Source organism: Streptomyces sp. NPDC001678 (assembly GCF_042892945.1).
Taxonomy (GTDB): Bacteria; Actinomycetota; Actinomycetes; order Streptomycetales; family Streptomycetaceae; genus Streptomyces.
This window is the reverse complement of the sequence record NZ_JBIAUP010000013.1, coordinates 190,701-207,597: the sequence shown is the minus strand read 5'-3', so window position 1 is coordinate 207,597 and position 16,897 is coordinate 190,701. Positions and strand designations below refer to the sequence as shown.

The window sequence follows — 16,897 nt, the reverse complement described above, 5'->3', positions numbered from 1 at the left end:
TGGTGGGTGGCCGGCGCATGCGCTACGACTTCGTCTGGGCCACGGGAGTGGCATGACGTATCCGTGTCGGTGTGCAGGAGGCGATCCCATGAACGTCCAGCCCGTGCTGGTCACCGGTGTCGGCGGAGGAGTCGGAGGGGTCGGCGGAACGGTCGTCGACCGTCTGCGTGCCGCGGGAGTGCCGGTCCGGGCGCTGGTGCACCACGACGACGAACGGGCCGCGCCGCTGCGGGCCATGAAGGACGTGGACGTGATCGTCGGCGACCTCACCCGGGGCCCGGACGTCGTGAGGGCCCTGGAGGGGTGCCGTCGGGCGTATTTCGGGATGAGCGTGTCGCCCGCGTACCTGGAGGCGGCGACGACGGTCGCCGCGGCCGCCCGCCGCGAGGGCGGGCTGGAGCTCCTGGTGAACATGTCACAGATGACGGTCTCTCAGATGGACCTGACCGGTGAGGAGGAATCGCGCCAGCAGCGCATGCACTGGCTCGCCGAGCAGGTCCTCGACTGGTCGGGGGTCCCGGTCGTCCATGTCCGGCCCACGGTCTTCATGGAGAACCCGCTGTTCGCCCGGATCGCCGTCGCCTCGATCCTGCGGGACGGCACGATCCGCCTGCCGTTCGGCTCCGCCCGTACCTCCCCGGTCTCCGCGCGCGATGTGGCGGACGTCGTCGCCTGCCTCCTGCTCGACCCGGTCCCGCGCACGGGCCGGGTCTACGAGTTGACCGGGGAGCGCTCGCGCGACATGGCCGCCGTCGCGGCGGAGTTCTCCGCCGCGCTCGGCCGCCCGGTGACCTATGTCGACGTGCCGTACGAGGAGTGGCTGGAGCGCGACCTCAAGGGGCTGGACCTGCCGCCCCATGTGTTCGACCACATCGCCACGATGGCCCGGCTGCACGGCCGGAACCGGTACGACCGGGTCACCGACGATGTGGCCGGCCTGCTCGGGCGGCCCCCTCGGGGGTTCGACAGCCTCGTCGAGGACACCCCCGCCCTGCGGGCCGGGTGACGGCCCGGCTGAGGCGGCCGTCCTGACCAGGCCCTATATCACAGGCTGAGCCGACGGAACAGAAGACTTGTCACGTGGGCCCCGGCCTGGTGATCGTTGGATCTCCACAGGGGCGTGCGTCGCGCGTCGGCAGGCGGACGCCCCGGAATTCAGCGAAGAGGGGGATCAGGCATGCCACAGAATGTTCCGTTGGACATTCCCTTCGAGGTGCGGATCAGTCCGGATGTAGCCGCCGCGAACGCCCGCCATATGAAGTGGCTGAGGGCGGAAGGTTTCGTCACCACCTCGCCCAATGCCGAACGGTATCTGACATGGGCGGTGGGAGAGCTCGCCGGCCGTTTCCACCCCGACGCGTTCGGGGACGATCTGGAGCTGGGAATCCAGGGGCAGACGTTCTACTTCTTCTTCGACGACCTCTTCGACAGTCCCCTGGGCAGGGATCCGCTGGCCGCCTACGAGCTCTGCCAGGAGCTGGCCGCGCTCGCCCGGCAGAGCCCGGACTCCTCCCTGGTCAGACCGACGTTTCCGCTCGCCCGTCTGTGGCTCGACCACTGGGAGCGGCTGCGGCACGGCATGTCGAGGGCCTGGCGGGAGCGCGCGGCGCGCCATTGGGAGCAGTATTTCCTCACCTATGTCACCGAGGCGGTCAATCGCAGGGCCGGCCTCGTCCTGGACATGGACCGGTACATGGCGTTACGCCGGCTGGCGATCGGCGTGGAGGGCGTACTGGACACCGCCGAACGCTGTGGGGGTTTCGAAGCTCCCCCGGAGGTTCACGAGAGCACTCTTATCCAGGAGATCCGCGAGATCACCGCGGAGGTGGTCATCCTGACCAACGACCTCCACTCGCTGGAGAAGGACGAGGCCAACGGGGAAGCGGACAACGCGGTCCTGCTCCTCCGCCGCGAGCGCGACTGCTCGCAGGAGGACGCCATCGGCCTGTTACGGGACATGGTCCACCAGCGGATCGACCGCTTCCAGCGACTCACCGCCAGGACCCACGAGTTGTGCGCCGCCCTGGGGCTCTCCCCACGGCAACGGGAGAGCACGCACCGCTTCCTGGGCGCGAACCGGGCCCTGATGCGCGGGAACTACGACTGGAGCCGGGCCACCGACCGCTACAGCCGGATCGGGGTCGACTACGTCCAGCGGTCCCCGCGCATCGAGGACACCATCACCGCTCACACGGACGCGTAGAGCGGACTGTCCGCCCTTCGCCGCCGGGGTTCGGGCCCCGGTGGCGAAGGGCGCGGCGGGGTCAGGAGAGGCGGCCGCCGTAGTCGGGCAGTTTGAAGCCCTTCTCGTAGTAGCCGCCCTCGAAGTCGGTGGGCCGGTTGCCGATGTTGGCGGTGATCGTGTAGCCGTCCCGGGTGAGTTCCTCCCGGCAGCGCTCCTTGCCCTCGCCCTTCTCCTCGCCGTGCTCACGCGTGCATATGGCGTCCACCGGGTAGCCGGCGTCCGCCAGCTGCTGCCGCGCGGACGACGAGGAGCTGCGGGCGGTGACGAACAGCACGGAGACGTTGTGCTCGTGCGCCCACTGGGCCACCTTGAGCACCGGCTTGTTGGCCTGTCCCTCGTGGTAGTAGGTCTCCAGCGAGGTGTTGTCGATGTCCAGCACGATGGCCGGGTTGTCGCCGCCCTTGGCGATGCGGTCCCTCAGCCACGGGATCGCGGGGGCGATCGCCTGGTTCACATCGTTCTGCCACGTCCGGTAGCCGGGTACGCCCCGGCCCGAGGCGGCGGCCGCCGTGGTGGCGGTGCCGAGCACTCCGGCCTGCAGTGCGACGGCGGCGAGCGCCGCGAGGGCGACGACACGGGACTTCCTGACGAACACGATGTTGTTCCTTCCGATGACCAAGACGGCCGGATGCGCCGGTCAGAAAGATCAACACCGTCGGAAGGCCCTCAGTCGACCGGGAGGTTTCGCGGGCATGAAGAGATCAGGACCCACGCCGTCCGGTTCAGGCCACGCGCTGCGCGCTCTCGATGATCACGTCGTCCTTCGGGACGTCCTGGTGGAAGCCGCGGGAGCCGGTCGGGACGGCCTTGATGGCGTCGACGACGGCCTGGCCCTCGACGACCTCACCGAAAACGGCGTAGCCCCAGCCGTTGGGGGACTTCGACGTGAAGTTCAGGAAGTCGTTGTCGTTGACGTTGATGAAGAACTGCGCGGTCGCCGAGTGCGGGTCGTTCGTACGGGCCATGGCGACGGTGTACATCGTGTTCTTCAGGCCGTTGTCCGCCTCGTTGTCGATGGGCGCGTTCGTCGGCTTCTGGTCCATGCCGGGAACGAAGCCGCCACCCTGGACCATGAAGCCGGGGATGACGCGGTGGAAGACCGTGCCGTTGTAGTGGCCGGCGTCGACGTAGGCGAGGAAGTTCTCGACGGTCTTGGGCGCCTTCTCCTCGTTGAGCTCCAGAACGATGTCACCGTGGTTGGTGGTCAGCCGGACCTTGGCCATGATGTGCTCCATATGTTCAGTGCGCTTGCTTACGCGTTTCAAACAGAAACGATCACAGTCTGTCACACCTGAGCTGTTGCGCCGCTGCGCTTCATGCGTTCGCTCGCGTGTCCACTGTTGATGGAGTGACTGTTTCGGCTGCGCGGCCCATCGTGCTCACGGCACCCTGGTGGGCATGGCAGAGCTGGACGGGGAGAACGTCCCCGCGTACCGCAAGATCCGGATCACCGTTCCGGAGGAGCCCGTCGCGTCGCTCGCGGACGTCGAGGCCTGGCGGGCCCGGGAGGCGTATCCGGACGTCCTCCTGGACGGGCACCCCGTCTTCGGTGTGGCGAGGGAACGGATGGAGGGCGGCTGGGAGCTGGTCTCCTCGCTCTCGTGCCTGGAGCCGCAGGAGGCCCGCGACTCCATGGGCTCGGTGTTCCGGCTGGCGGCGCGGACGGCCCGGGAGGCCGGTGACCCGGCCGGCCACGACGCGTATATGAACGCGGCGGAGCGCACGGACTGGGAGGCGGTCGACGAGCTGGCCGTGCGGGGCGTCCGCTACCGGGTGGTGCGGGCGGAGCGCTTCCTGCGCGGCGGGCCGCAGGGGCCCGAGCCGCCCCGGCCCACCGACCCGGACCCCATGGAGCCGGGCGATTCCCACCGGGCCCCGGACCCGGCGGACGGGTTCGTCATCGATCCGTTCACCGCGACCGGCATGTCGGAGGGCATCCTCAAGATGGAGCTGCTCTCCCTCGTCCGGAAGGAGGGCACGGTGCCCCGGGCCGTCCGTGACGACTCCGTGCGCGCCACGGAGACCCACCCGGGAGGCGTGCTGCTGCCCGCGGTCTTCGGGACGGCGGAGTACGCGGACGGACGCTGGCGGCCGGACTCCGCGGGCACGTCGACCACCCCGCAGGGCGCACGGGACTCCCTGGCCATAAAACTCCGCGTCATCATCCCCTGGCAGCAGGACCTCGCCCCCGCGGAACGCTCCCCCTATACGACGGCGGCGGACCGGCTGGACCGGGAGCGGTGCGACGAGCTGGCGGTCCTCTCCCTGCGGTTCAGGGTCGTGCGCATGGAACGCCTGGTGCGCATCGGCCCGGACGGCCCGGAGGGCCCGCGCCCCTCCGACCTGGACTCGACACCCCCCGTGAAGGTGCAGGACCAGCGGCTGCGCGCGCAGGGGATCGACACCGACGACGAGGACTCGCCCGTCGAGCTCGACGAGCACGCCCGGCGGCTGGCCGACCTCTTCCACGAGGAGGAGGCCCGCCGCAAGACCCGGCGCCCTCGCAATCGCTAGTGCGCCCGGCCCAGTTCGAGGGCGAGCACTCCCGCCACCACGAGCGCGATGCCGCCGATCTGGGTCCAGGTGAGCCGGTCGCCGAACCACACCGCGCCGATGACCGACACGAGCGTCACGCCGATCGCCGACCAGATGCCGTAGGCCACGCCCAGCGCGAGGCCCTGGGCGAGCACCCGTGACAACAGGAAGAACGCGGCGACGTATCCGGCGACGACCACGGCGGAGACGACGGGGCGGCTGAAGCCGTCCGAGGCGCGCAGGGCGACGGTGGCGGTGACCTCCGCGGCGATGGCTCCGGCGAGGAGCGGCCACACCGTCACCGGACGGCGAAGGTGGTGATGACGGCGGCGTGGTCCGAGGGCCATTCGTTGCCCGCGACGGCGGGGTACGGGCTCGGGCGGCCGGTGACGTGGGTGGTGGAGTCCAGGACCGTCAGGCCGTCGCCCGCGAACAGGACGTAGTCGATGCGGTCCTGGGGTTCGGCCCGCCCGCTGCCGTCCTCGTGGAGGAGGTGGAGCGGGGACCAGGTGGCGCCCGGCGCGCGTACCGGGTCGGGGTGGGCCACCCGGTAGGAGTCGCGCAGTCCGGCCTCCTCGGCGGCCTTGGTGACGGGCCAGGCGACGGGCCCGTACCCGCCGTGCAGCGGGGCGGCGGCCTCGGTCCAGTCGAGGTGCGAGGGAGCGTTGAAGTCGCCCACGAGGAGGACGGGGGTGGTGTCGCGCGCCGCGAGGCCGGGTGCCATCGCCCGCAGAACGTCCTGGATCTCGGCGACCCGTCCGGAGGCCGTCTCGTGCTCGATGAGCACGGGGACCGGTCGCCGGTCGAGGCACGCGTCGTACGGCCCGTACGGGGTGTAGTTCAGGTGGGCGTTCCAGACAGTGACGTCCTTGGTGTCGTCCAGGCGCACGGTGACGCCGGTGGCGCCGTAGCCGGAGGGCGCGGGCGCGCCGAAGCGGTCGGCGATGGGGTAGCGGCTGATGACGCCGAGGTTGTGGCCCGCCTGGTGGTGGTGCCAGCCGAGGGCCTCGGCCAGCTCCCGCGCGGAGGTTCCGGCGGTCTCCTGGAGGCCCACGATGTCCGCGTCCGTGTCCAGCAGGACCTTGAGCTGCTTGTGACGGTGGTCGTCCACCGGGCCGCCGCCGAGCCACAGGTTCCAGCTCATCACCTTCAGTTCGCGCACCAGCGGCTCGTCCGCCCCCACCACGGGGACGCGCGCGGTCACCCGGGAGCCGTCGCCGGTCGTGACGACGACCTCGTGGGTGCCCGCCTCGGTCGGCGTTCCGGAGAGCGTCCCGTCGGCGGCGACGTGGACCCAGTCCGAGCCGGACGCCTTGGTGAACGTGCTTCCGCCGCCCCGCAGCAGGCCGCGGACCGTGGCGTGGAACGGCTCGCCGACCCGGGCGTTGCGGGTGGTGAAGGCGGGAACCACGAAGCGGGCACCGGCCGCGATCGTCTCCAGCAGGGCGACGTCCGCCTGTTCCAGGCTGCCGAGCACGGTGCGTCCCGGGGCCTCCGGTATCGGGGTGAGGGAGGGGACGGCGAGGACGCGGCATCCCGCGGCCTCGGCGGAGGCGACGCCGGTCGGGGTGTCCTCGACCGCGACGCAGGCGGAGGGTGGCACGCCGAGGGCGCGGGCCGCCGCGAGGTAGGGGTCGGGGTCGGGCTTGGTGCGGGGGGTGTCGTCGGCGGTGACGGTGACCGTGAACCGGTCGGGGCCCAGGCCGGCCAGGACGGTGTCGGCCACCGCGCGCGGGGAGGCGGTGACCAGGGCGGTGGCGATGCCCTGCTCGTGGAGCCGGTCGAGGAGTTCGACGGCGCCGGGGCGCGGCACGATCCTGTTCGCGACGCGCGTCGCGAACTCCCGGTGCAGATCCGCGGTGAGCGTGGCGAGCGGGGTGCCGGTGCCGGTGGCCTTCAGCAGGTGGGCGGCGGTGTGCTCGACGGGGCGGCCCAGGATGTCGGGCAGGTCGCCGTCGCTGAGCGCGTACTCCAGCCCGTCCGCCACGTGCCGGACGGCCTGCCACCACAACTCCTCGGTGTCCACGAGGGTTCCGTCCATGTCGAAGAGGACGGCTCGCAGGGCGGGGGCGTCGTCGTTGCTGTCGTGGGACACGGTTTCTCTTCCGTAGGGGTGATCAGGGGCGGGCGGCGACGAGCACCGGGCGGTCGGGCAGGCTCAGGGTGACCGCGGCGCCCGGGGCGAGGGCGGCGGCGTCATGGGTCGGCAGGTCGGCCTTGACCTCGGTGCCGTCGGGCAGGGTCACGGTCAGCCGGGTGACGGCGCCGAGGAAGGACGTGGCGGTGACGCGGGCCCCGCTCTTCGCGTCGGCGGTCACACGGACCGCCTCGGGGCGGACCAGGACGTCGACCTCGGGGCCTTCGGGGGCCTCGCCGTCCACCGGCAGCCGGCGGCCCAGCACCTCGACGGTGCCGGTGCCCGCGGTGCGGGCGGGGACACGGCTCATCGTGCCGACGAACTCGGCGACGAAGGCGGTGGCCGGGCGCCCGTACAGCTCGGCGGGGGTGGCGCACTGCTCCATGCGGCCGCCGCGCATGACCGCGACCCGGTCCGCCATGGACAGCGCCTCCTCCTGGTCGTGGGTGACGAACACGGTGGTGATGCCCAGTTCCTGCTGGACGCGCCGGATCTCCTCGCGGAGGGTGAGGCGCACCTTGGCGTCCAGCGCGGACAGCGGCTCGTCGAGCAGCAGCACCCGGGGGCGCAGGGCGAGGGCCCTGGCGAGGGCGATGCGCTGCTGCTGGCCGCCGGAGAGCTGGTGGGGGTAGCGGTCGCCCTTGTCGGGCAGGCCCACCAGTTCCAGGAGCTCGGCGGCGCGGGCGCGCCGCAGGTCGGCGGGCACCTTGCGCATGCGCATGCCGAAGGCCACGTTGTCCAGGGCGTTGAGGTGGGGGAAGAGGCTGTAGGACTGGAAGACCATCCCGGCGTCGCGGCGGTGCGCGGGAACGGCGGTGATGTCCTGCCCGTCGACGAGGATCTGTCCGGAGTCGGGGGTTTCGAAGCCGGCCAGCATGCGCAGCGCGGTGGTCTTGCCGCAGCCGGACGGGCCGAGCAGGGCGAGGAGTTCGCCGGGGCGCGCGGTCAGGTCGAGGCCGTCGAGGGCGAGGGTGGTGCCGAACGTCCGGCGCAGGTCGCGGAGTTCGACGGAGGCGGCGGCCACTGCGGTGGGAGCGTCGACGGTCATGGTGGTCATCGGGCGGAGCCCTTCCGGTCGGTGGTGGACGTGGTGGCGCGGCGCCCGCCGAGGAAGGCCAGGGCCAGCAGCAGCGCCCAGGTGATCAGCAGGCTGAGCACGGAGACCGCGACGGTCAGCTGGGCCTGGGAGCCGCTCGCCGCGACGATCCAGACGGCGAACGGCTGGAAGCCGAGCACCCGGGCCACGGTGAACTCGCCCAGGACCAGGGCGAGGGTGAGGAACGAGGCATTGAGGAGCGCCCCGCGCAGATTGGGCAGGACGGCGCCGGCGACCGCGCGGGGCCAGCTCGCTCCGCAGCTGCGGGCCGCTTCGACGAGGGTGCGCACGTCCACGGCCCGCAGGCCCGCGTCCAGGGCCCGGTGGACGAAGGGCAGGGCCATCACGGCGTAGGCGATGACGAGCACCAGCGGGAAGGAGGGGTTCTGGAGCGCGGTGAACGTCTGGAAGAAGGGGGTGTCGGCGAGGTGCTCCGGTCCCCAGCGCAGCACCGTGCCGATGCCGGCGACGAGCGCGATGGGCGGGACCACGAGCGGCAGGGAGCAGATGATCTCCAGAGCCGGGCGCAACCGGGGCGCGCCCAGCCGGACGGCGAGCGCGGCGGGTACGACCAGCAGGAGGACGAGGGCCACGGTCGCGGCGGCGAGGGCGAGGGAGAGCAGCAGGCTGGGCAGGAAGCCCTCGGCGCCGAGGAGTTGTCCGTAGGCGTCCGTGGTGAATCCCCGGCCGGGGACGTCGACGGTGAAGACCGCGGAGGCGGCCAGGGGGAGCAGGAAGTACAGGCCGGCGAGGGTGAGTGTCGCCGTGCCGCGGCGTGGCGTCAGACGAACCATCGGGCGCTCCGTCGTTGCAGGGGAAGGTGCACGGCCATCACGAGGCCGGCGACGACGACCATGTCGAGGCTGAGGGCGAGGGCCACGTTCTCCTGGCCGACGAGCACGTTGCCGGAGATGGCGTCGGCGATCTGGAGGGTGATCAGCGGGACGGAGCTGCCCACCATGGCGGCGGCGGTGGCGTAGGCGGCGAAGGCGCTGCCGAACAGCAGGACCAGGCCGCCGAGGAGGGAGGGCGCGAGGACGGGGAGGGCGACGTGGCGCCAGTACTGGGCCTTGGTGGCGCCGTTGTTCTGGGCGGCCTCGCGCCACTGGACGCGCAGGCCCTCCAGGGCTGGGGTGATGGTGAGGACCATGAGGGGGATGAGGAAGTACAGGTAGGTGAGGGTCAGGCCCCAGAAGCTGTAGAGGCTCCAGCCGGCGTCGGTCAGGCCGAGGCGGCGGGTGAGGACGCCCGAGTTGCCGAGGGTGGCGACGAAGGCGAACGCGAGGGGGACGCCGCCGAAGTTGGCGAGGACCCCGGAGCCGGTGAGGACCGCTTCGCGCAGGGTGCGGGAGCCGAAGGAGACGACGGCCTGGGCGAGCAGCAGGCCGAGGACGGCGGCGATGCCTGCCGAGACGGCGGAGAGCTTGACGCTGCCGAGCAGCGCGGTCAGGTAGGGGCCGTGGAGGGAGGTGGTGAGGTTCGCGGTGGAGAAGGACTCGGCGCCGGTGGCCGGGTCCTTGACGGTGAACGCCCCGGTGAGCATGGCCAGGGCCGGGGTGCCGAAGCCGACGGCCGCGAAGGCGAACAGGGGCAGGGCGGCGAGCCAGGCGCGGGAGCGCTTGCGGCGCGCGGGGGCGGCGGGGACCGCGGGGGCCCGGTCGCGGGCCCCGGGGGCGAGGAGGGCGGAGGTCATGGCGGGTGTCACCCGGAGACGGCCTGGCCCCAGCCCTGGGCCAGCGTCTGCTTGGCCTTGGCCTGCTGGGCCTCGCTCGGGAAGGACGGGGTGCCGGAGACCGGCGGGAGCTTGCCGGCGGCGTCCTTGTCGAGGGTGCCGTCCTTGGCCATGGCGGTCATCAGCACGGGCCGGGCGTGGCCCTTGAGGTAGAGGTTCTGCCCCTCGGCGCTGTAGACGTATTCCTGCCACAGCCGGGCGGCGGCGGGGTGCGGCGCGTCCTTGTTGACCGCCTGCGAGTAGTACTGGGAGAACCTGCCGTCCTCGGGGACGGAGACCTGCCAGTCCACGCCCTTGGACTTGAACTCCTCGGCGTAGCCGGCGTTGAGGTAGTCCCAGTCGACGCTGATGGGCGTCTCGCCCTTCTCGATGGTGGCGGGGGTGGCCTCGACGGGGGTGTAGTTGCCGTTCTTCTTCAGTTCGCCGAAGAAGTCGACGCCCGGCTTGATGTCGTCGAAGGAGCCGCCGCTGGCGAGGGAGGCCGCGTAGACGGCGGCGAAGGCGGCGCCGGCCTTGGTGGGGTTGCCGTTGAGGGCGACCTGGCCCTGGTACTCGGGCTTGCGCAGGTCGGCGAAGGTCTTCGGGCACTCCTTGACGCGCTTGGCGTCGCAGCCGATGGACACGTAGCCGCCGTAGTCGTTGTACCAGCGGGCCCGGTCGTCCTTCTGGGCCTGGGGTATGCCGTCGAAGGAGGCGACCCGGTAGGGGGCGAGCAGGCCCTGCTGGGCGGCGCTCAGGGCGAAGGAGCTGCCGAGGTCGACCACGTCGGGGGCGCGGTCCTGGCCCTTGCGGGAGGTGACGGCGCTGATCTCGTCCTGGCTGGAGCCGTTGGGGTTGTCGACGCTCACCTTGATGCCGTACTTGGCGGTGAAGCCGTCGATCAGGGCGCCGTAGTCGGCCCAGTCGCGCGGCAGGGCGATCGCGTTGAGCGTGCCCTCCTTCTTGGCCGCGGCCACCAGGGCGTCCATGCCGCCCAGGTCCTTGGCGGAGGTCGCGGTCGCCGCGGCCTTGCCGCCGGAGGTGTTCGCGGGAGCCGAGCCGCAGGCGCTGAGGACGAGCGCGGTGGCGGCGAGGCCGCAGGTGACGGCGGCCGCCTTGGGCAGGGCCTTGGCCGCCCACCGGTTCCGGATGGTGATCACGAATGTCTCCTCGACACGAGTCGTGGCGGGGGCGGGCCGAGCGACCCGCCGCCAACTTGTCTGGACAAGTTGGCCACAGTAGGCACGGCGTCGATGACCGGAAGGTGAACGGTAGGGGAACCCCGGCAGCCCCGGAATCGACGATTCCAACCACGCGGACCAGGCACTTTCCAAAAATCGGGGAACCATCCGATCAGTCGCGGACATACCGCGCGGAGCGCGTACGCTAGATGCACAGGACAAGGGATTGCGCACACCGGAGGAAAATCGTGGGGGCACGGTACGAGGAGATCGCCGACGAGCTGCGGCACGCGATCGACGCCGAGGAGTATCCGGTGGGGGCGCGGCTGCCGTCGGAATCCGAGCTCGCCGCCCGCTACGGGGTCTCGCGCGGCACCGTCCGGCAGGCGGTCGCGACCCTCACCTCGGAGGGGATGATCGGCTCCCGGCAGGGCGCGCGCCGCGTCGTGCTGGCCGGCCGGCGCAGCCAGAGCTTCGCCGAGCTGCGCAGCTTCGCCCAGTGGGCGCGGTCCATGGGGCACACCGCGACCGGCCTGGTGATCTCCGGGGGCCGCCGCCCGGCCACGGCGGAGGACGCCGTCCGGCTGCACGTGGCGGAGGGCTCGGAGGTCCTGGAGGTGCTGCGCGTCCGGGGGCTCAACGGCGAGCGGGTCCTGCTGGAGCGCACCGTCTACGCCGGCTGGGTCGCCGGGGACGTCGAACGCGTCGAGCCGGACTGCGAATCGGTCACCCAGCGGCTCTACGAGACCACGGGGCTCGTCTTCAGCTACGGGGAGCACCTCATCGACGCCGTGGCCGCCGGCACCGCCGACGCCGAACACCTCGGCGTCCGGCGCGGCAGCCCGCTGCTGCGGGTCCGGCGCGTCACCACCACTCCCTCGGGCCGCCCGGTGGAGTGGTCCGACGACCGTTACCGCTCCGACGCGGTCAACTTCAGCGTCCACAACTCCGTGGGCTCCAACCCGCTGGCCCGCCAGGCCGGCCCGGGCATCACGGGGAACTGACGCGGCGCCGTCCGGGGCGGAGCCGGAGCCCCGAAGCGCCACGGCGACGACACCTCGTGTTTCCCCGCGCGTCGCCGTCCGGTACCTGGCCCGCGCAGGGTGGTGCCCGCATCAGCACCACCGCCGAAGGGAACCACCGCCCCATGCCCGTCCGCCCCGCCAGCCCCGCACCCCGTGTCCTCGTCGTCGGCATCGACGGGGTCCGCTACGACCACCTGCGGGAACTGCCCACCCCGAACCTGGACTCGGTCGCGGCGTCCGGCTTCCTCGTGCCCGTCGGGATCGACCCCGGCACCCCCACGATGTCCGGGCCCTGCTGGGCCACGATCGTCACCGGCGTCGGCCCGGCCAAGCACGGCGTCTGGGGCAACAACCTCACGGGCAACCGTCTGGACGTCTTCCCGGACTTCGCCACCCGGCTGGCCCGGCAGGACGGGCGGCGCACCTTCGTGGCGGCGGGCTGGGACCCGCTGGTGGTCCAGCGGGACGGCGGGCCGCTGTTCCGGGCCCCGGCCCGGCTGTCCTTCGTGGCGCCCGCCGCGCACACCACCGAGGCCTGGGACGAGTGCGACGAGCAGGTGACGGCCGAGGCCGTGCACGTCCTGGCCACCGCCGACCCGGAGGTCTCGTTCGTCTACCTCGGCGCGGTGGACGAGACCGGCCACCTGGACGGCTGCGGCGAGACGTACCGCCAGGCGGTGATCCGCGCCGACGAGCGCCTCGGCCGGCTGCTCGCGGCGGTCCGCGGCCGCGCTTCGTACGCCGAGGAGGCGTGGACGGTCATGGTGGTCACCGACCACGGTCACGTCGACGCGGGCGGCCACGGGGGCGACACGCCTGAAGAGCGCACGGCCTGGCTCGCGGGCTGCGGCCCGCTCTTCCCGCCGGGGACGCCCGTCGGCACCGTCCGCCACCCGGACGTCGCCGCCCAGGTCTACGCCTCGCTCGGCCGGGCCATCGACCCGCACTGGACCCTGGACGGCCGCCCGTTCGGGCAGCCGGCCCCGGTGCCGGCCGGGGCGTAGCCGGGGTCCGGGCGGGGGCGACGGGCCTGCGTCACCGGGTACCCCGCCCCTGCCGGAAGCGCTCCCCCACGACCCCGGGGTCGGTCTCCCACCAGGGGCGGGTGACCTCGGGGACGGGTACGGGCCCGGGTACCGCGGCCTCCTGGGCCGGCGCCGGTTCCGGGGCGACCAGGGCCGCCTCCGCGTCGAGGCGCCGGTCGAGCTCGACGGTCCTGACGCGTTCCGCGCGCACCCACTCCACGAACACCGCGATCAGGAACGGCAGCCCCACGAGTTCGGCGATGGCGAGCATCAGCCCGCCGCCGAGCACCTGGTCCCGGTCCGGTCCGGGCCACCGGCCCGGCTGCCGGGCCGCGTACCAGCCGGCGGCGATCCGGGTGCCGCTGGTCATCACGAGGATGCCGGGAATCGCGTCCACGAGGCCGTCGACGAAGACGAACAGGGCCCGCAGCGGGTGGGTGCACCAGGCGGGCAGCAGGTCCTCGCGGCTGAGCATGGGCAGCACGAACAGGCACCCGGACAGCAGCAGCTGGAGGTACAGCAGGGAGTGCACCGCCCCGTCGCGCAGCGCCGTCTCGAAGTACGGGGTGAAGTAGATGGACAGCTCCGACGCGAGCACCAGGAGCGTGCTGATCACGGGGAACGTCAGGACGCGCAGCACCCGGCCGCGCAGGACCCGGCCCAGGCGGTCCGCGGCCCGCTCGGGCAGCGCCAGCCGCGCCAGCGCGAGCGGGTCGCCGAGCGCGAGGCCGAGCGGGGCGACGAGGTCGAGGAGGATGTTCTGCACGGCGGCCGGCCAGAACAGCACCCGGCCGTAGACGGCGAGCGAGGACATCGTGGCCACGGCGATCGTCCCCAGGCCGAGCACCGCGAAGGCGCCGGTACGGACGGCCGACCAGCGGTGCCCGCGCCGTCGCGCCCGGAGCACGCCCCAGCCGTAGAGCCCGCCCAGCAGCACGATGGCGGCGATGCCGAACGGGTCGGCCTGCCAGGTGCCGGCCATCCGGCCAGGGGTCGGTTCCGGCAGCGCGAGGGCTGTGGGACCGGTTGCGAGGAGACTGCTTGCCATTGCCACGAGGGGTCAGCGTAGGACCGGCCCGTAACCGATCTTCGGGCGGGTTCGGGGTATTTACTCCCCTTTGCGATTGGCGGAGGAGCGCTTTGCCTGCCCTTCGCCGGTTCGAGACACGGGCCGGCGAACGCATCAGGTCAACCGTTCGTCATCCCGCCCCACTTGCTGCGCGTGCGGGCACCGCCGGTTTACGCTCGTCGGGTTGCTCGGCGAGGGAGGCCGTACCGCGTGTTCCGGGTGCGGCGGCTCCGTGATCGGCGCGCGCTCTTCGCAGCGGTTCGTGGAGCTCCCGGGCCGGGTGACCAATGCCCAGCAGTCCACGAGTCGTACGAGGAGTGCACAATGGCTGAGGTGAAGCTGGCCGCGGAGCCGCGGACCGCTTTCGGCAAGGGTGCCGCCCGCCGGATCCGTCGCGAGAACAAGGTCCCGGGTGTCGTCTACGGTCACGGCGCGGAACCCAAACACGTGACGGTCGACGGCCACGCGCTGATGATGGCCTTGAAAACCCCGAACGTCCTGATAAACCTGGAAATCGACGGGAAGCGCGAGCTGGTCATTCCCAAGGCCGTGGACCGCGATCCCCTCAAGGGGTTCCTCGTGCACATCGACCTGCTGGCGGTGCGCAGGGGCGAGCGGGTCACCGTCGAGCTGCCGATCCACACCGAGGGCGCCCTGGCCCCGGGCGGCAATCTGCTGGAGCACCTGCTGAACGCCCTGCCGGTGGAGGCCGAGGCCACCCACATACCCGAGTCGGTCACGGTGTCCGTGGCGGGCCTGGAGGCGGGGCACACCGTGCACGCCCGTGACATCACGCTGCCGGCGGGCGTGTCGCTGGCGATCGACGAGGACGCGGCGGTGCTCCAGGTCGTGGCGACGCAGGTGGAGGAGCCCGGCGAGGACGACGAGGACGCGGAGCTGTAGGGCGTTCCCGGCCTCCGGCCGTCGTCCCGTTCCCTCCCGGAACGGGACGACGGCCGCGGTCAGGCCTGCTGACCGAGCTCGTACCACCGCTGGAACCGGCCGCCGGCCGTCACCAGCTCGCCGAAGGTCCCCTGCTCGACGATGTGGCCCTGGTCCATCACGACGATCAGGTCCGCGACCCGCGCGTTGGCCGGGCGGTGCGTCACCACGACCGTGATCCGGTCCGGGGCGATGGTCCGTACGAGCCGGAACATGTCGTGCTCGCCCTGGGCGTCCATCTGCGAGGTCGGCTCGTCGAGTACGACGACGTCGGGCTCGCGGTAGAGCACCCGGCCGCAGGCGACCCGTTGCCACTGACCGCCCGAGAGGGAGACGCCGCCCCACAGCTCGCGGGCCAGCAGCGTGTCGAGGCCGTCGGGCAGCTCCTCGGCCGCTTCGCGCATGCCGACCTCGTCGATGACCCGCCACACCCGTTCGTCGCCGGACGTGACCGGCTGGCCGAGGGTGATGTTCTCCCGCGCGGACAGCGGCCAGTACCCGAACTGCTGGGTGACCACCCCCGTGTGCTCCCAGACCCGGCGCAGGTCCATCTCCGCCAGGTCCGCCCCGTCCCAGAGCACCCGGCCCTTGTCGGCGGTGTACAGGCCGCACAGCAGCCGGGTCAGTGTCGACTTGCCCGAGCCGTTCTCCCCGAGGACGGCCACGACCTGCCCCCGCCGCAGGGTCAGCGACACTCCGTCGACGGCGGGCCGGGTCTTGTTGGGGTAGGTGAACGACACGTCCTCGACCCGGATGGTCTCCGGCCGGTCGGGCACCACGACCGTGCCGTGGGCCGGGTAGTGCGCGCGGCTGGAGGTGATGAACCGCTTCCAGTCGCCGAGGAAGAGGCTGGAGTGGAAGAGGGACGCGGCGTAGTGCACGGCGTTGGTGAGGTTGCCCAGCGCCGCGCGCACGGCGAGGACGGCCGTCGCGGCGATCGCGAGGGACATCCGCCCGGTGATCGTCAGCCAGGCCAGCGTGGCCCACGCCAGGGTCAGGCACACACCGCCGGCGCACGCCGAGACCAGGTTGATCCGCAGCGCGCGGGCGGCCCCGGCCAGCGACCGGGCGTCCATCCGGCCGGTGATCGCGCGGTACCAGAACATCAGGTACGGGGCCATGCTGTTGCCGCGCACCTCGTCCGCCAGCTGAGTGGTGGTCAGATGCCAGCGCATCATGCCCTTGACGTTGCGGCCCGTGCTGTTGGCGTGGTGCGTCAGGTGCTCGATCCTCGCCTCGGCCATCGCCCCCGTGCCCGACGGGGCCACGGCGAGCACGAGGACCGGCAGCATCAGCGGGTGCAGGACCGTGAGCACGCCGAAGGCCGCCACGAGCTTGATCAGCGCCGACATGAACGACTGCACGTCGTAGATCAGGCGGTCGCAGCGCAGCGAACCCGCCTCCGCCGCCTCGTGCTCCTCGGCGAACCCCGGCTCGTTGAAGGCGGCGAGCCCCACGGACACCATCGCGTCGACGACGGCGATGTCGGCGGCGGTCATGAGCCGTGGTCTGAGGCGGCCCACCGACCAGGACGCCAGCCCGTGGGCGAGGCGGCCGGTGCCGGCGGCGACCGCGATGGCCAGCAGCGCGGGCAGCGCGGCGTGGACGCGGTCGGCGACCGTGCCGGAGCCGAGGATGTGCACCATCGCCCTGGACGTGGCCGTCAGGGCCACGGCCGAGCAGACGCCGTAGGTGAGCTGCGCGCCCACCATGACGGTCACGTCACGGCGGTCGATGCGCCAGGCCATACGGAACACCTGTGCGAGGACCGCCGGGATGGACGCCGACAGCCGCCATACGCCGGCGTGGTCGAACGCCGATGTCGTCCACTGCGCCTTGCGTCGGGGTTCCACCGGCTCGGGGAACGGTAGCCTGTGAGCCTGAGCCTGTTTATGGTCTCCCGGACTCTCCATGAGGGTTTCCCTCCCTTG

Annotated in this window: 16 protein-coding genes; 6 read left to right on the top strand and 10 right to left on the bottom strand. The window is 72.2% G+C overall.

The window, feature by feature from the left end; translation table 11 throughout:
• Window positions 1-88: 88 nt before the first annotated feature.
• Window positions 89-1,006 (top strand): NAD(P)H-binding protein, encoded by a 918-nt coding sequence (locus ACFYZR_RS25640; protein ID WP_391914139.1) that lies wholly within the window; start codon window positions 89-91, stop codon window positions 1,004-1,006.
• Window positions 1,007-1,195: 189 nt separating this feature from the next.
• Window positions 1,196-2,203, top strand: coding sequence for a pentalenene synthase (locus ACFYZR_RS25635; protein WP_391914137.1), 1,008 nt, complete (start codon window positions 1,196-1,198; stop codon window positions 2,201-2,203).
• 61 nt (window positions 2,204-2,264) lie between these two features.
• Here ACFYZR_RS25635 and ACFYZR_RS25630 read toward each other — a convergent pair whose 3' ends face one another.
• Together ACFYZR_RS25630 and ACFYZR_RS25625 are read right to left on the bottom strand one after the other, a co-directional pair.
• Window positions 2,265-2,840 carry an HAD family acid phosphatase gene (locus ACFYZR_RS25630; protein ID WP_391914135.1) on the bottom strand — a complete coding sequence of 192 codons (576 nt, stop codon included), beginning with the start codon at window positions 2,838-2,840 and terminating at the stop codon, window positions 2,265-2,267.
• 127 nt (window positions 2,841-2,967) lie between these two features.
• A complete protein-coding gene (locus tag ACFYZR_RS25625) occupies window positions 2,968-3,468 on the bottom strand; it encodes a peptidylprolyl isomerase (RefSeq protein WP_391914133.1) in 501 nt (166 codons plus the stop codon).
• Window positions 3,469-3,643: 175 nt separating this feature from the next.
• Between ACFYZR_RS25625 and ACFYZR_RS25620 the strand changes: the two genes are divergently transcribed.
• Window positions 3,644-4,759, top strand: coding sequence for a DUF5954 family protein (locus tag ACFYZR_RS25620; protein WP_391914131.1), 1,116 nt, complete (start codon window positions 3,644-3,646; stop codon window positions 4,757-4,759).
• Here the strand turns inward: ACFYZR_RS25620 and ACFYZR_RS25615 are convergent.
• The 6 genes from ACFYZR_RS25615 to ACFYZR_RS25590 are packed head-to-tail and all read right to left on the bottom strand — an operon-like array spanning window position 4,756 to window position 10,848.
• On the bottom strand, window positions 4,756-5,082 hold the full coding sequence (locus tag ACFYZR_RS25615; protein WP_391914129.1) for a DMT family transporter: 327 nt from the start codon (window positions 5,080-5,082) through the stop codon (window positions 4,756-4,758). The two genes, ACFYZR_RS25620 and ACFYZR_RS25615, sit on opposite strands and share 4 nt — an antisense overlap.
• Entirely contained in the window at window positions 5,079-6,875 is a 1,797-nt protein-coding gene (locus ACFYZR_RS25610) for an HAD-IA family hydrolase (protein ID WP_391914127.1), read from the bottom strand. Before ACFYZR_RS25610 ends, ACFYZR_RS25615 begins: the two co-directional genes overlap by 4 nt.
• Window positions 6,876-6,897: 22 nt before the next feature.
• Complete coding sequence (locus ACFYZR_RS25605) at window positions 6,898-7,965, bottom strand: ABC transporter ATP-binding protein (RefSeq protein WP_391914179.1); 1,068 nt, start codon at window positions 7,963-7,965, stop codon at window positions 6,898-6,900.
• Window positions 7,966-7,970: 5 nt separating this feature from the next.
• Entirely contained in the window at window positions 7,971-8,807 is an 837-nt protein-coding gene (locus ACFYZR_RS25600; protein WP_391914125.1) for an ABC transporter permease, read from the bottom strand.
• On the bottom strand, window positions 8,795-9,706 hold the full coding sequence (locus tag ACFYZR_RS25595; RefSeq protein ID WP_391914123.1) for an ABC transporter permease: 912 nt from the start codon (window positions 9,704-9,706) through the stop codon (window positions 8,795-8,797). Before ACFYZR_RS25595 ends, ACFYZR_RS25600 begins: the two co-directional genes overlap by 13 nt.
• Before the next feature lie 8 nt (window positions 9,707-9,714).
• On the bottom strand, window positions 9,715-10,848 hold the full coding sequence (locus ACFYZR_RS25590; RefSeq protein ID WP_391914177.1) for an ABC transporter substrate-binding protein: 1,134 nt from the start codon (window positions 10,846-10,848) through the stop codon (window positions 9,715-9,717).
• 305 nt (window positions 10,849-11,153) lie between these two features.
• Between ACFYZR_RS25590 and ACFYZR_RS25585 the strand changes: the two genes are divergently transcribed.
• Together ACFYZR_RS25585 and ACFYZR_RS25580 are read left to right on the top strand one after the other, a co-directional pair.
• Window positions 11,154-11,909 carry a GntR family transcriptional regulator gene (locus ACFYZR_RS25585; protein ID WP_391914121.1) on the top strand — a complete coding sequence of 252 codons (756 nt, stop codon included), beginning with the start codon at window positions 11,154-11,156 and terminating at the stop codon, window positions 11,907-11,909.
• A gap of 143 nt (window positions 11,910-12,052) precedes the next feature.
• Entirely contained in the window at window positions 12,053-12,934 is an 882-nt protein-coding gene (locus ACFYZR_RS25580; RefSeq protein WP_391914119.1) for an alkaline phosphatase family protein, read from the top strand.
• A 31-nt stretch (window positions 12,935-12,965) separates the two neighbouring features.
• Here the strand turns inward: ACFYZR_RS25580 and ACFYZR_RS25575 are convergent, their stop codons facing one another.
• Window positions 12,966-14,003, bottom strand: coding sequence for a cytochrome c oxidase assembly protein (locus tag ACFYZR_RS25575; RefSeq protein WP_391914117.1), 1,038 nt, complete (start codon window positions 14,001-14,003; stop codon window positions 12,966-12,968).
• A gap of 345 nt (window positions 14,004-14,348) precedes the next feature.
• Between ACFYZR_RS25575 and ACFYZR_RS25570 the strand changes: the two genes are divergently transcribed.
• On the top strand, window positions 14,349-14,927 hold the full coding sequence (locus ACFYZR_RS25570) for a 50S ribosomal protein L25/general stress protein Ctc (protein WP_391914115.1): 579 nt from the start codon (window positions 14,349-14,351) through the stop codon (window positions 14,925-14,927).
• A 59-nt stretch (window positions 14,928-14,986) separates the two neighbouring features.
• Here the strand turns inward: ACFYZR_RS25570 and ACFYZR_RS25565 are convergent, their stop codons facing one another.
• Entirely contained in the window at window positions 14,987-16,879 is a 1,893-nt protein-coding gene (locus tag ACFYZR_RS25565) for an ABC transporter ATP-binding protein (protein WP_391914113.1), read from the bottom strand.
• Between the last annotated feature and the right edge of the window lie 18 nt (window positions 16,880-16,897).

What these genes read in the sequence shown, in the direction of transcription:
- ACFYZR_RS25640 (WP_391914139.1), top strand. Translation starts at nt 89, where the DNA reads ATGAACGTCCAGCCCGTGCTGGTCACCGGTGTCGGCGGAGGAGTCGGA.
- ACFYZR_RS25625 (WP_391914133.1), bottom strand. Translation starts at nt 3,468, where the DNA reads ATGGCCAAGGTCCGGCTGACCACCAACCACGGTGACATCGTTCTGGAG.
- ACFYZR_RS25620 (WP_391914131.1), top strand. Translation starts at nt 3,644, where the DNA reads ATGGCAGAGCTGGACGGGGAGAACGTCCCCGCGTACCGCAAGATCCGG.
- ACFYZR_RS25605 (WP_391914179.1), bottom strand. Translation starts at nt 7,965, where the DNA reads ATGACCGTCGACGCTCCCACCGCAGTGGCCGCCGCCTCCGTCGAACTC.
- ACFYZR_RS25600 (WP_391914125.1), bottom strand. Translation starts at nt 8,807, where the DNA reads ATGGTTCGTCTGACGCCACGCCGCGGCACGGCGACACTCACCCTCGCC.
- ACFYZR_RS25595 (WP_391914123.1), bottom strand. Translation starts at nt 9,706, where the DNA reads ATGACCTCCGCCCTCCTCGCCCCCGGGGCCCGCGACCGGGCCCCCGCG.
- ACFYZR_RS25580 (WP_391914119.1), top strand. Translation starts at nt 12,053, where the DNA reads ATGCCCGTCCGCCCCGCCAGCCCCGCACCCCGTGTCCTCGTCGTCGGC.
- ACFYZR_RS25575 (WP_391914117.1), bottom strand. Translation starts at nt 14,003, where the DNA reads ATGGCAAGCAGTCTCCTCGCAACCGGTCCCACAGCCCTCGCGCTGCCG.
- ACFYZR_RS25570 (WP_391914115.1), top strand. Translation starts at nt 14,349, where the DNA reads ATGGCTGAGGTGAAGCTGGCCGCGGAGCCGCGGACCGCTTTCGGCAAG.
- ACFYZR_RS25565 (WP_391914113.1), bottom strand. Translation starts at nt 16,879, where the DNA reads ATGGAGAGTCCGGGAGACCATAAACAGGCTCAGGCTCACAGGCTACCG.